Consider the following 14,053-nt stretch of genomic DNA (forward strand, 5'->3'; position numbering starts at 1 on the left):
TCTTATTGATATCTTTCTAATACTTCTCTTAACAATCCTCTAAAATAATATTCCGCATAAATGTCTACAATGGATTTGTAAAGATATGATTGACTCTTTTCATATATTTTTTTAGTCTGACTAATAGTAATATCATCTGTGTATATATTACTAGTATCAAACCTTAACTGTTTGTGGGTAGTTTGATCTAAGGTGTAAACTTTAGATTTTACTTTTAAATCACAATAAATACCCATATTTTCTTTTAATTTTGATACTAAATGCTTATCATCGTAGATATTTTCTTTGTATTTATTACCTAAGTCTATGAGTTTTGGATTGTTTTTATTGATAGTTGGATACATATTCTCCATTAAGAACCTGACACCTAGTTCATTTATTATGTCACATTCTAAATCATCTATCATTTTTTTATCTTTAAAGGCCCTATATTGAGCTTTTACTGATATCCAAAATTCATATCTATTTAAGTCATCTGTAATAAGACTTTCTAAAGTTAAAATAATTTGATCTATGTCACTTAAATTCCAAAAGTATTTTTTAAGATTTTTCATAACATAGTCTTTTACGTAATAATCATTTTTAGAAAATTTTACAAAATTCTTATCATATAACAAAGACATAAGTGTGTTAAATGAATATATATCTTCATTTATTAAAAAATTATATTCAAGTTTTTCAATTATAGGATATTGTTCATTTACTTCTGCCTTCATTACCTTACCTCGTATTACTATTCTACCATAACTAGCCTTAAAATTATTTAGAAATATTTGCTCTGGGAATAAAAAAAACTAAATTATTAGCATAAATATGCTTTATAAACTTATGTTTGCATATTTAACTTACAATTTAGCCTATAACATTTTCAAAATAAAATTTTATTCATCAAAATTTTTAAAACTTTTTAAAATTTGCCTTCATATCATTGAGCCTAAAACTATAATTTACATCTTTTCTTTCTATATCAATTACAGTTTTTTCTCTTAACTCACTATCAGTATATAGTTTGTCAATTAGCTCAAAGGACGGATTAATAGCGTGTGGATGTCCCACCAATTGGAACATACTAATATCCCCGTTAGTATCCCCATAAGCATAAGAATTATCTAAATCTATATTATACTTCTTTGCTAAATCCATTACAGCCCCAAGCTTACTTCTATTATCCCACATAGGTGTAACTTTTCCTGTAAACAAATTAGCATTATCAAATTCATAAATTGTTGATATACTCTCATCTGCTCCATATATTTGACCAAAATGTTCTACCAAAAACATAGGAGAACCGGATATAAAAAATATTTTATATCCATTTTTTTTATGAAATTCTACCGCCCTTCTAGTTATCCTGTATACTTTGTTTTTATTTTGTTCGATAACTATATCTGAGTATTTATCAATAGTTTCCTTATCTATTCCAGCTAGTTTTTGCTGATAGACTAAAGATGCTTTATCTAGATAATCTTCATAGGCACCTAATCTGTTTTGATATTTGCTATAGAGTGGACCTATTTCATTTTTCCAAGCATCCTCATCTATAACTCCATCTGCAGTTAATAGTAAAAAATGCTCTATTAGTAAACTATTTCTAAAAAGTGTTCCGTCTATATCAAAAAATGCTGCTTTTTGCATAAAAATCACCTTTATTTAATCCTCAGACTCAAAAACTATGACATCTTCAGTCTTAGTTTTCTTATTAGCTTTTATCTCTTCATTAGGATTTGCTTTTATCTTTTTTGTGTAATATTTACTACTAGTTTCTTTCTTATTACGTTTTTTGCTAGGTTTTTTAGCCACTCTGATATTATCACTAGATTTTTTTGATTTTCTTTTAACATCTATTCTAGTTTTTTGGGCGACAGGTTGACCCTCGTTAGCTGCTACTGCTAGATCTGTATTTTTAATAGATTTTACTAAATCTATAATAAAACATGTAAACAAGCCAACTAAAGCACTAGTTCCTAAAAATACTGATATCCAAGTTAAATCTAATCCTCTTGGAGTAGTAAAAATATTAAGTGAATATATTAAAAGTAATATCGCACCAATTCCTAAAGCAATAGAAGGAAAAAATTTAATAATTTTTCGCTTAGCTAAGAAATGAATAAGGACTGTTATGATAATATTCATCACTACCACTACGGGTAATATATTTAATTTCGATGAATACTGGGCGATAAGATTAATTAATCCAGTCATTAGAACTCCTTATTTGTTTTAATTCTTTTTAAATCATAAGAATTACCGTTTATATCCAAGATAAAAAATCCTGGATTATTGTCTCTAGGCATGCTAACAGAGCCAGGATTTATAATTCTTATATTATCTTCAACTATATTTAAAGTTTTATGTGTGTGTCCATGGATAACTATATCGCAAGATAAATCCTTGGCACGTTTTAATATTTCATCATATCCATAATGTACACCATATATATGACCATGGGTTAAGAATATCTTTATACCTTCTACTTCTACTATTTTTTCTAAAGGTGCTTTAGTGGAGTAGTCATTATTTCCTTTTACAAATTCATAATTAATCCCGGTTTCATAATGGATATTTTCTACATCATTTGCCCCATCTCCAGCATGGAGAAGTAATTTTATATCATCATTTTCTAAAATATAATCACTTATTTTAGAATAAATTCCGTGGGTATCACTTGTGATTAAAATTTTCATAAAGATAATCCAGACAAGTATTTTTTGAATTCTTCAAGGGCTGTTCCCCTATGTGATATTTCATTTATTTCTTCTTTGCTCATTTGACCTAGAGTCTTTGATGATTTTTCTGGTAAAAATATTTGATCATAACCAAAGTCATAGTCTCCGGCTTCTTTTTTTGTAATTACCCCAGGAAGTCTACCATAAAAATAATGGTCTACTCCTGCTTCATCTATAAAACATAGGCAGGTTTCAAAATATGCGCTTCGATTTTCTTTATCTTCTAATTCTTTTAATAGTTTTTCTCTATTATCTTTATAAGTAGGATTTTCACTAGCATATCTATGGGAATGCACTCCAGGATTACCATTTAAAGCTTCTACAAATAATCCAGTATCATCTGCAATTGTTGGCTTATTTATTATATCAAAAAGAGCTTTTGCTTTTTTATAAGCATTGCCCTTTAAATCTGGTGCATCTTCTTCTACTTCAAAATTTTCTATTTCAAAATCCCCAGGTGTTTTTACATCTAAATTTCCTAGGATTAATTTAACTTGTTTTACTTTATCTTTATTTCCGCTTGCAAATACTATTTCCATATTCTCTCCTAGAAATATGATATCATTTTACAAAAACTCTTTCAATAAATTAATTTTCATCAACTATCTCATTTGATGAGCTAAAAGTTTCTTCTAAGCTTTCAACATTTGTACCATTTTGCTGGTCTAATCCTATAATTGATGTAGGATTTGAAGTTTGTATTGAAAAGAATGGTTTTTTATCAATAACTCCATCACTAATTTTGTGAAATAAAATTTCATCTGCAGTTTGTATTATTAAATAGTTAGAATTTTGTATAACAAAATAATCTTTTTCTTGAGTATTTATATTTCTAACCTGATCACGAGTAACTGATGGCGCTTGATCTGAATTCTCCTCTATATAGTTTCTTATAGGAATTTGACTTGATGCTCTTTGTTGACCTTCTTTTGTATAAAGTGATGTCTGTAGGGTCCACAAACCATTATCTCGTACTAACCCAAAGTTTGTTGGATCGACTGTTACATTTTCAGGATTTGTATCTTCATTTTTATTAGATGTTTCATTTATAACCATTTCTCTTAGCTGATCGCTAGCATCTTCTTCGCCAGTAAATTCTGATATATTTATAAGATTGTTATCCTTTAACTCATTAGTTCCAAGGACACCGTATTTATTTATAGTGTTATCATCTAAATCAGTTGTATAAGAAAATGAGATATAGTCCATATCTACATAATTTATTTTTATATCCTTAGAAAAGTCCTTATAAGTGTAGCGAACTATATTTTCGTTATCATCCATATCTTCTTCTAATCTTGCTGGAAAGGCTTCAATATTATCGTAAAGTCCAGTAACTTTACTTTTTTTGGATTTAGCTTTCCAATATTCATTTGGACCTCTAAAAAATATGTCTTTTGCCTTTTTAAAGCTAACTTCATCTTCAGGATTTATTTTTATAAAGTAAGTATAATAATTATAATCTTGTTTACCATCTGATAAATCTTTTCTTTCTCTTACTGAAAGTAATAATCCTATGTTTTCCTTTGCTTTAATTTGATCATTACTATCTAATCGTTCTTTACTAGCAAGACTAGTATATTTATCAATTATTTGTTGATCAACTGTGTTAGATAGTTTTGTTAAATATATAATATTATCATCAGCTATAAAAAATATTTCATCTTTACTTCTTTGAATAAAATCTCTAGAAAAAAATTGACCTTCTGAAGCATTTACAACAACAGCAGAATCATCTCTATTTATTTTTTGAAAATCATAGCCTCTAGCAGCTAAATAATCATATAAGTTTACATATTTTGAACTAAAAGTTGGTGGAAATGCGTAATCATCATTCATTGCTACCAGTTTTTTATCAATATACAGTTTTTCACCTAACTTAGGTGTTTTTTCAGATGAATTTCCAGTTATTCTTTCTACTTCACTAACCTGCCAAGTCCCCTCTAAAACTGGACTTGCAAGTTCTGGAGTTTTTATCAAATCACTTAAGTCTTGAGACTTTGATTGGGCACATGAAGTAAGCAAGAAAAAAAATAAAAATCCAAATATATATCTAGTTTTCTTTATCATCATCTAACCTCGGTATCTCTACAATAACTGATGTTCCTGAACCATACTTACTTTTTATTATAAGTTTTCCATCATGAGCTTTAATAATTTCTTCACATATAGATAAACCTAAACCAGTCTGTGATTTTGATGAACTGCCCTTATAAAATTTACTTGATACAAAGGCTATCTCATATTCTTTTATTCCTTCACCATTATCTTTTATAGTAACAGATACATTATCACCAGCTTGGTCAATAAGAATATCTATATTACCACCTTCGCTAGTGAACTTAATAGCATTATCAATTATATTTATAAATACTTCTTTCATGCGATTTTTATCTGCATATACCATTACTGATTTATATATACTAGTAAATGTAAAATTTATACCTTCATTATCAGATCTAGGTGTTAACTGGGTGTGGACTTGTTTAACTAGTTCTACTATATCAATTTTATCTTTATTGTATTTAAAATTACTCGATTGAAGTCTTGAAAAGTCTAACAAATCTTCCACCATCATTGATAGCCTATCCCCTTCACTCTCAATAATGCTTAATCCTTGATTTAGCATATCTGGGTTTTGTTGAATATCTTTTGACTGAAGGGTAATAGCCCATCCCTTTATAGAAGTTAAAGGAGTTCTAAGTTCATGAGATACTGAAGAAATAAATTCATTTTTCATATCTTCTCTTTTTATGATACTATCACTCATAAAGTTAATAGTTGAAGCAAGTTCAGATAACTCATCATTACCATTTACTTTCGCTTTTTCTTTAAAATCACCTGCAGCTAATTTTTCTGATACTCCTATTAAGTCTAAGATAGGCGCAATAACGCGTCTAGAAGCTATCAATGCTACAAAAAAAGCCACTATAACAACTATAGAACCAAATAATATGTAAAAAAACATATCATTTCTTACTTTTGTATTTACTTCAGTTAATGATGAAGTTAGTCTTAATATTCCAACCTGATTTTCATTGGCAGTTAAAGGATAAGATAAGGAAATAATTTCTTCATTTGTTTGAGGATTTAGACTTTTATAAGTACTTTGCTTACCTTCTCTAGCCTCGCTAACATCAGTTTGAGGAAGCTTAGTTCCTACTTGATTAGTAGCTTGCGAGTCAAATAAAACTACTCCAGAATTATCTAAAATTTGAACTTGGGTTTCATTATTCCTATAAAAAGAGTTTTTATCTCCAATTATAATATCAGATAAATCATATCTATTCGTATAAGTATTAAATTGGAGTTGATTTATTCTAGCTTGATTTTGCATAGATCCAACTAAGGCTGAGTCATAATAATTTTTTATACTATTGTAAGCAAATATTTCAAATCCTATTACTACTGTAACGACAAAAAGCATAATAATACGAATTATAGTTTGCCTATATGAATTATTTTGTTTTAATAATTTATTTGTTTTTTCTACTTCCATCTATATCCTGTACCCCATACAGTTTCAATATACTGAGGTTTTGCTGGGTCTTCTTCTATTTTAGCTCTTATTCTTCTAATATTTACATCAACTATTTTTGTATCATTACTATAATTCTCTCCCCAAGTTTGAGCCATAATTTCATCACGGGTCATAGCCTTTCCTTTATTTTGAATGAAATTTTTAAGGATTGCAAACTCTGTTGGAGTTACATCTATCTCTTTTTGGTCTTTATAAAAAGTTTTAGAGTATAAATTTAATGTAAAAGGTCCATCAGACATTGTATCTGCATTCTTTTCTTCTAACTTAGGAGCATTTAAGTTTACTCTACGCATAAGAGATCGAACTCTAAGTATTAGCTCCTGGGGATTAAATGGTTTTATAATATAATCATCCGCTCCTCGTTCTAGACCAAGTATTTTGTCTATATCCTGAGACTTTGCTGAAACCATTATTATTCCAGTTCTAGGAGATTTTTCTCTTATAGACTCACAAACTTCAAATCCACTTATTCCCGGTAACATTACATCTAGGATAGCTACGGCTGGATTTTCTTCTTCAAATAATCTTAAAGCTTCTTCTCCAGTAGCAGCTTCAACAGTTTGATAACCCTGATATTCCAAATTTATTTTCATAAATTGTCTTATAGAATCTTCATCATCTAGGATTAAAACCTTATTATTTTCCATTACTCATCCTTTCAAAAGCAATTTTTCCAGCGCCTATTACTCCTGCTTCATTTAAAAATTGTGCAGCAACTATATCAATATTTTTCGAATTATTGCAAATATTTTCAAATTTATTGATCATTCCATCCCACCATATGTCTTTGGAGTGTATAACTCCTCCACCAATTATGATAGCTTCAGGGTCAAATATATTTCTTAAACTAGTTAAGAAATACGATAAGTTACTTTGAAAATCTTCTAATACTTTTTTGGCATTTAAATCTTCATTTGATTTTTTTAATATATCTTCCCCGTCCAAAACTTTACCAGTAAGCTTTTCATAATTTTTAGAAATAGCTGTTCCAGCACAATAAGCTTCTACGCAACCATTTTGGCCGCATGTGCAAGAATCTCCTTGTGGGTGTAAAATTATATGTCCAAGCTCAGCTCCTTGAAAATTTGAACCTTTTAATAAACCAGATTTTTCATTATAGACTGCTCCACCTACACCCGTACCCAAGGTTACCAAAACAATATCAGTATAATTTTTTCCTGATCCAATCCATTTTTCTGCTAAAAGAGCTATATTTGCATCATTTTCTACAAAAACAGGAATATCAACAAATTCTTCTATTGCTTTTTTTAAATTCAATCCAGTCCAGCCCTCAATATTTCCAGAAAATGTAACAATTCCATTTTCAGTATCTATAAAACCAGGTGTTCCTATACCTATTGCAATAGCATCTTTATAATCCAAGGCTTCTATAGATTTTTTTATATTATTTAAAACTACATCTTTACCTTTTTTAGCCTCTGTTTTTACAGCACTTCTTTGGATTATTTCACCATTTTTATTTATTAAACACGCATTTATCTTAGTTCCGCCAAGATCTATTCCTATAACTTTATCCATATCCCACCCTATAAGCTAAAAATTTTTTCTTTTAAATTTAATATTTCATTAATTTTATGAGACTCGTACGTTCTATCTTTTAAATATTCTAGATTTTTAATATCGTTAAAGTGAACTTTATAAGCTAGTAATATTTGATTATTTATTTTAAATTTATCATTAACTAATTTATTAGTACTCTTATCACCATATTTTCTATCCCCTATAATAGGAGTGTTATTTTTTGCTAGAGAAAATCTGATTTGATGAGTTTTACCAGTTATAAGCTCGCATTCTAATAAAGTATACTTACCATTTGTCTCCAGAGGCCTAAAATGAGTAATTATTCTTGATCCATTTCCTGCGCTTTTAACTTTATTTTTACTTTCATTCTTTCTAATCGTAGTATCTATTGTAAATTTTTCGGTTATTTCACCTTTTACAATTGTTAGATAATACTTATCGATTTTATTATCCCTCATAGCTTTATTTAAAGACCTTAGAGCGTTTGCATTTTTAGCACCTATTATAAGACCTGCAGTATTTCTATCTAGCCTATTTACCACTGCTGGATTAAAAGTTTTATCGCTTTTATCTACTTGATTAGTCTTATATAAGTAAGAAAGCATGTAATCAACTAAATTATTTCCATAATCAGCCTTACTAGTAGAATGAGTCAATAATCCACTTTCTTTATCCATTATTATTATATTTTTATCTTCAAAAACGATATCTAGATTGAAATCAGTAGGTTTAAAATCTGTTTTTGTTAGCCATTTATTATAATTTTCATCAGATATATACATAGCTATGAGGTCATCTTCATAAATGTATGTGTCAGCCTTTGCTCTTTTACCGTTTATTTTAAAATTCTTTTTACGTATATTTTTTTGAATTACAGATAAGGGAGCATTTTCAAAATATTTCCTTAAAAATCTATCGAATCTTTGATTAGCATCATTTTTGGTTATAGTTATCTCTATCATATTAATAAGTTTTATTTACATAAGAATCAATAAGCGATTGTCTTTCTTCTTCTATAAAAACATCATGGTCTCTTAAATTTTGGAGAATTACTTTACTTTTGGAGTGAAGTATTGCCTGATCCAAGGATTTAACATGAATTTCAAAAATTTCTCCCTTTAATCTCGTGGATTTTAAAATTATGTAATAACTTTCTATATCCTCATAATTTAAAAGCTCTAATAAACGTAGGGTAGCCATATCTTTTAGATAATAATAATTTTCTCTTTGGTTAATATTTTTTACATATTGCTTTTTCTTTTTTGTGTTATGGATTATTTTTTGAGCATCTAAATTAGATTTTTTAGCTAAGAGATTGTAATAATGATAATTATATAAGGCTTGGCTTATACTTTTTATATTTGTAAAAGGTTTAAGATTTAGTTTTTCTAAAAAAGCTAGGTTTGTAGCTAAGAAAGTTTCTTTATCTACCTTTGATTCTTCTAATAAATCTATCGATTCCTTTCTAAAAGTTTCGAATAGCTTCAATTTTTCATTTTCATTCATCATAATTAAAAAACCGTCTCAAAGAGACGGCCATATACTAATTTATTATTTAACTTCAATAATGTTAGCCTTAGTTGATTCAGGTATATCATCTTTTGACCAGTCTAAACCTAGATAAATATCAGCTTTTGCATATTCTGAAAGTTCGTTTAAATCATTTGTTAATTTTTCTAAACCTTCACTATCTAAATCAAGAATGTCATAGATTCCGTCAACATACACTTTTCCAATATCGTAGTCACGAGCAAGGATACCAGCGATAAATCCTTTTAATGAGCATCTGCAGCAAATACCATATGATTTTGCATTAATTACTCTAACTTTGTGATCTAAGATTCTAGTCTTATCATCATCTGTATTGATAAATACTATATTGTTGATATCTTTTTCTTTTTCTTTATTAGCTTCATCTACAAGATATTGTGTTTTACCTGTTCCAGATTGTCCTAATACATAATAAATCATTTTCTATACCCCCTTGATTTTATCATAAATTATTCTTTCGGACTTATCTCCTTGGACAAATCCATTATTATTCATAATTTCTACTATTTCATCACGAATCGCCCACCAAGAAGTATCCCAGTTACAAAATGCTGTTTCTTCTTGTGGAGCTCTACCTACAAGTCTTTGAACTGCTACATCTTTTTTGATTAATCTAAGAAATTCAATGACATTCTCTTCATATTCTTGCTTACTTGGCATTGTAAATTCATTATTTTTATACATTTGATAAAGTTTTGTATCCTTTATTACAAATAAGGAATGAACCTTAACTTCTTTTACACCTAAGGCATTAATTATTTTAGCAGTTTGCCTTACATCCTTTATATCATCCCATGGTAGAGATAATATAACATGGGTGCATATTCTAAAATTATACTTATTTATCAAATTACAAGCATAGATAAAATCTGCCAAATCTTCGCCCCTATTTAAAATTTCTAGGGTTTTGTAGTTTGCTGTTTGTAAACCAAGTTCAAAAATTATATCTTTGCCAGTTTCTTTTGACCACTCATTAAGAAATATTAATTTATCCTCTGTAACAGAGTCTGATCTGGTTGATATAGAAACAGCAACTATATAATCTTTATTACAAGCCTTGATGATTTCTTTAAACTCATCTAAAGACATGTAAGTATTGGTGAAATTTTGAAAATATGCAATAAACTTTTTTGCTTTATACCTACTGCCTATATAAGATTTATTCTCTTCTAACTGCTCTTCTACTGTTAGATATGATGGCAAGTTTTCAAAACTACCTCCACTCTCGCTACAAAATATACATCCTCCATAGCAAGCAGCACCATCACGGTTGGGACAAGTTAGAGAAAGTTTTATAGGAAGCTTATATACTTTTTCGCCATAGGTATCTTTATAATACTCACTTATTGAATAATACGGACTACTCATCTATTGATTCAGAATCCTCAATTATTTCCTCTTCATTGCCATAATGTTCAATTTCATTGTCATACTCTTCTACTAGATTATCTAGAGCTTCATCATCCCAATAGTGAGTAAATAAGTGGAATACTTCTTCTAATTCTTCTTCATCTTCTATAACTTTTAAATCAACTTCATCATTTTCAAATGAATCTTCATAATAGAATAGATATATTTCATTAGACTCGCTAGAAATAAGGGCTACATAATCTGTTCCATCTACTGAGAATACATCAATTAGATAACATTCATCAGTAGCATCACCTAAGTCAATTTCTATTACAGCTTTGCCATTATTTTTTTGAAATTCTAATTCATGTCCATGAAGTTCTATTTTTTCTGTCATATTAGCTCCTTATTTATATATATGTTAATACATTGTCGATCACATTAATAACAGAAATAATTTCTGCTAAGTCAGTGAAAAACATATTATCATCTCTTTGTTTATATTCTACCCCTATAGATACAATCTTAACATCTAAGTTTAAAAATATCATGCTCGAATCTAAAGAATACTGAGTTTTAACTACTTCTAGGTGGTCTCCTGTTAATTGTTCGTAGGCTTTAATAAATATTTCAGTTAAGGAATTATCAGGATTTTTCCATCTTGGTAGTTTAAGCCCATTTATAATCTTACTATCACTTATACTAGCGGCAGTTTTTGCCTTATCAAGCATTTCATTCATACTTTCTTCAGATAAGGACCTTAGGACTATTATAAAGTTAATGTAATCTTCAAATGTTCTTACTGTTGATAAATTAATGGAGCTAATTAATTGATTATTATTTGAATTTACTGAATATGCTCCAGTTGGTAAGAGTTCAACAAGTGATGATAAGTGGCTAAAAGATTTATCTGATAAAGGTTTAGAACTTTTTTCTTGCTCTTCATTTAAAACTATATCCATATCGGGCTCATACTTTAGATTTTTTTCTATATATTCATTTTTATATAGATTAAATGTATTTATTAGTTCATTTTCATATTCACTTTTAACAGTAAAATCAATACTTGAATAGCTTGGTATATAGTCGTATCTATCTCCACCTTGGAATTTTACAATGTCTATATCAACTTTAGATTTTATTTTTCTTATAAAACCCATGACCGTTTTAATTGAGTTTAATCTAACTTTATCTAAATCTTCACCAGTATGTCCACCGATTAAATTAGAAAAAGATAACTTATAACTTTTAATTGTATCTTCTTGTTCTTTTCTTTCTATAGGAAGTTTTACATTTAATAAGTTTAGAGCACTAAATTCATCAGCTATACACTTAGATTGACGTAAATTGAGGTTTATTACATTATCAGTTCTTATGACATCCTTTAAGTTACTATAATTTTTTATATCATTTTGAATATTATTGTTAGTTATTAATACATCAAAATCATTACTTGATAAGTCAAGAAGTGATGCTATAACAAAAATTGCATTAAATAAATATATATTTTTGCCAGCAAGGATTCTACCCCCATCACTTTCTTCAAATTTTAAATCTTTATATAAAAATTTAGCGTCTGCATTTAAGTGTATGAGGGCTTTTGGATAGACTCCTTTTTTAATGTAATAAGAATCAATTAAGTCTATGACCTCATAATTATGATCGTGAGCTTTTTCTAGGATAAATTTATTCACTACATCCGCCGATGTCTCCACGTCTTCATAGGCCATAGTATGCTTTATATTATATTTTAGATTATTAGTTATATTTTCATAATCCATAAGCTTTGCCTAGTAGAATTTTTTAACCTCAGCATTTTTAGCTAATTTGTTTACTAATTCCACATATTTTTCTTGTCTTTTTAACATTTCGTAAGTTGATTTTACTTGATCTTTTATCTCTTCGAAAGTGCTTTCTATTTCTTTTTTATCATCTAATTTAATAATGTGGTAACCAAATTCACTCTTTACTGGTTTAGAAATTTCTCCTACTTTTAAAGAGTCTAAACCATCTTGGAATTCTTTTACCATAACTCCTTTAGGGAATGATCCTAACTGACCACCATTTCTAGCTGATGGATCTAGAGAATATTCTTCTGCGGCTTTGGCAAAGTCTTTACCATCTTTAATTTCATCATATATCTTATTTGCTTGTTCTAAATCTTCTACTAAGATATGACTAGCTGTATAGGTTATAGGTGAAAATAAAGTTTCTTTGTTATTATTGTAATATTTTTCTAATTCATCATCAGTAATTTCAATTGATTCAAAAAGTTTATGCATAGCATAGTTTTTGAGCATATTATTTTTTACTACTTCTAATTCTTCAGAAAATTCTTTTTCTTCATCATATTTTTTTGCTTTAGCATCTTCTAATAGTAATTCTTGGTTAACAAGTTCATCTGCAAGTACATTGATTCCTTCATCATTATTAAATCTTTCTCGATCTTGCATCCCTTGCATAAGTTCGTATACATCACTTAGATATATTTCTTTACCATTTACTTCTGCTAATAATTTATTTTCAGTCATTAAATCCTCTTTACTAATTCTATTTTGTTATCAAAAATTTTGATATCATTGTTCTTATACAATCTTCCTATAGCACGTTTAAAGCTTGATTTGCTCATGCCAAAGACCTGATTAATTTTTGCTGGGCTAGATTTATCTGATAGGTAAACTACTCCGTCATTTTCATAAAGATAATCTAGGATTTTATCACTATCATTATCTATTTCAAGATGAGCTCTTTTTCTTAAGGATAGTTCAATTTTACCATCAGACTTTACTTCTTTTACCCTTGCATTTACTAACTCTCCTTCTACAAATACCCCTTTTAATTCATCAATTCTTAAAAGTGAATCGTATTTGCCATCAATTGCTATAAAAGCACCTATGGACTTATTAATGGAGTAAATTCTACCACTAACATCATCATTTTCCTCAAATTCATGATCAGTTGATAGGAGATCTCGTATTTTTGAAGTTAAATAAACTTCACCATTACTATCCACTTTAAAAGCAACAGGATAAATCATATCTAATATTATCCTATAAGTTCTTTCAGAGAATGGCATAAATATATGGTTTTTATTTGGCATTTCAAAATAAACGCCTTTTTTATCAATTTGGACTGCCTTTAAATCATAGACTTTATCAAATTGGTAAGGAAAATCAGTTGTAGCTTTTAAAGTATTATTAAAATCCTGGTAGATATACGCCTTTACACTATCACCTTGATTCTTATCTCTTACTTCTTTTTTATCTATTATGGCATCACCAAATTTTGTGGCAAGATATGCTTTATTCTTGTTAAATCTCTTTATTCTAAATTCTTTAATAAT

General features: G+C 28.4%; 17 protein-coding genes and 1 pseudogene. All 18 read right to left on the reverse strand.

Annotation, left to right across the window (positions count from 1 at the left end):
- Positions 1-2: 2 nt before the first annotated feature.
- Positions 3-716, reverse strand: a complete 714-nt coding sequence (locus ACCQ40_RS05595) for a hypothetical protein (protein WP_410032964.1) — start codon at positions 714-716, stop codon at positions 3-5.
- 181 nt (positions 717-897) lie between these two features.
- The gene (locus ACCQ40_RS05600) at positions 898-1,635 is read right to left on the reverse strand and encodes an HAD family hydrolase (RefSeq protein WP_410032965.1); all 738 of its coding nucleotides are present in this window, start codon (positions 1,633-1,635) and stop codon (positions 898-900) included.
- A gap of 15 nt (positions 1,636-1,650) precedes the next feature.
- Positions 1,651-2,202, reverse strand: a complete 552-nt coding sequence (locus tag ACCQ40_RS05605) for a hypothetical protein (RefSeq protein WP_410032966.1) — start codon at positions 2,200-2,202, stop codon at positions 1,651-1,653.
- Positions 2,202-2,684, reverse strand: coding sequence for a metallophosphoesterase family protein (locus tag ACCQ40_RS05610; protein WP_410032967.1), 483 nt, complete (start codon positions 2,682-2,684; stop codon positions 2,202-2,204). Before ACCQ40_RS05610 ends, ACCQ40_RS05605 begins: the two co-directional genes overlap by 1 nt.
- A complete protein-coding gene (gene rdgB, locus ACCQ40_RS05615) occupies positions 2,681-3,265 on the reverse strand; it encodes an RdgB/HAM1 family non-canonical purine NTP pyrophosphatase (RefSeq protein ID WP_410032968.1) in 585 nt (194 codons plus the stop codon). Before rdgB ends, ACCQ40_RS05610 begins: the two co-directional genes overlap by 4 nt.
- Before the next feature lie 49 nt (positions 3,266-3,314).
- Positions 3,315-4,799, reverse strand: a complete 1,485-nt coding sequence (locus ACCQ40_RS05620; RefSeq protein WP_410032969.1) for a hypothetical protein — start codon at positions 4,797-4,799, stop codon at positions 3,315-3,317.
- Complete coding sequence (locus ACCQ40_RS05625) at positions 4,780-6,225, reverse strand: sensor histidine kinase (protein WP_410032970.1); 1,446 nt, start codon at positions 6,223-6,225, stop codon at positions 4,780-4,782. Before ACCQ40_RS05625 ends, ACCQ40_RS05620 begins: the two co-directional genes overlap by 20 nt.
- On the reverse strand, positions 6,216-6,914 hold the full coding sequence (locus tag ACCQ40_RS05630) for a response regulator transcription factor (RefSeq protein ID WP_410032971.1): 699 nt from the start codon (positions 6,912-6,914) through the stop codon (positions 6,216-6,218). Before ACCQ40_RS05630 ends, ACCQ40_RS05625 begins: the two co-directional genes overlap by 10 nt.
- Positions 6,904-7,806, reverse strand: a complete 903-nt coding sequence (locus tag ACCQ40_RS05635; protein WP_410032972.1) for an ROK family protein — start codon at positions 7,804-7,806, stop codon at positions 6,904-6,906. Before ACCQ40_RS05635 ends, ACCQ40_RS05630 begins: the two co-directional genes overlap by 11 nt.
- Positions 7,807-7,814: 8 nt before the next feature.
- A complete protein-coding gene (locus tag ACCQ40_RS05640; RefSeq protein ID WP_410032973.1) occupies positions 7,815-8,771 on the reverse strand; it encodes an RluA family pseudouridine synthase in 957 nt (318 codons plus the stop codon).
- Position 8,772: 1 nt separating this feature from the next.
- Entirely contained in the window at positions 8,773-9,318 is a 546-nt protein-coding gene (locus ACCQ40_RS05645; RefSeq protein WP_410032974.1) for a DUF6648 family protein, read from the reverse strand.
- Between the two features lie 42 nt (positions 9,319-9,360).
- The gene (locus tag ACCQ40_RS05650) at positions 9,361-9,780 is read right to left on the reverse strand and encodes a hypothetical protein (RefSeq protein ID WP_410032975.1); all 420 of its coding nucleotides are present in this window, start codon (positions 9,778-9,780) and stop codon (positions 9,361-9,363) included.
- A gap of 3 nt (positions 9,781-9,783) precedes the next feature.
- Positions 9,784-10,728 carry a tRNA modification radical SAM protein MnmL/YtqA gene (mnmL, locus tag ACCQ40_RS05655; RefSeq protein WP_410032976.1) on the reverse strand — a complete coding sequence of 315 codons (945 nt, stop codon included), beginning with the start codon at positions 10,726-10,728 and terminating at the stop codon, positions 9,784-9,786.
- Positions 10,721-11,107, reverse strand: coding sequence for a DUF1292 domain-containing protein (locus ACCQ40_RS05660; protein WP_394011480.1), 387 nt, complete (start codon positions 11,105-11,107; stop codon positions 10,721-10,723). Before ACCQ40_RS05660 ends, mnmL begins: the two co-directional genes overlap by 8 nt.
- Before the next feature lie 13 nt (positions 11,108-11,120).
- Entirely contained in the window at positions 11,121-12,491 is a 1,371-nt protein-coding gene (locus tag ACCQ40_RS05665; RefSeq protein ID WP_410032977.1) for a zinc-binding metallopeptidase family protein, read from the reverse strand.
- A 9-nt stretch (positions 12,492-12,500) separates the two neighbouring features.
- Complete coding sequence (locus tag ACCQ40_RS05670) at positions 12,501-13,241, reverse strand: peptidylprolyl isomerase (protein ID WP_410032978.1); 741 nt, start codon at positions 13,239-13,241, stop codon at positions 12,501-12,503.
- Positions 13,241-13,810 carry a S1 RNA-binding domain-containing protein gene (locus ACCQ40_RS05675; protein ID WP_394011477.1) on the reverse strand — a complete coding sequence of 190 codons (570 nt, stop codon included), beginning with the start codon at positions 13,808-13,810 and terminating at the stop codon, positions 13,241-13,243. Before ACCQ40_RS05675 ends, ACCQ40_RS05670 begins: the two co-directional genes overlap by 1 nt.
- A gap of 87 nt (positions 13,811-13,897) precedes the next feature.
- Positions 13,898-14,053 (reverse strand): annotated as a pseudogene (locus tag ACCQ40_RS05680) (RNA-binding protein); the annotation flags it as partial.

The sequence above is a fragment of the Anaerococcus cruorum genome (assembly GCF_046365495.1).
Classification (GTDB): Bacteria; Bacillota; Clostridia; order Tissierellales; family Peptoniphilaceae; genus Anaerococcus; species Anaerococcus cruorum.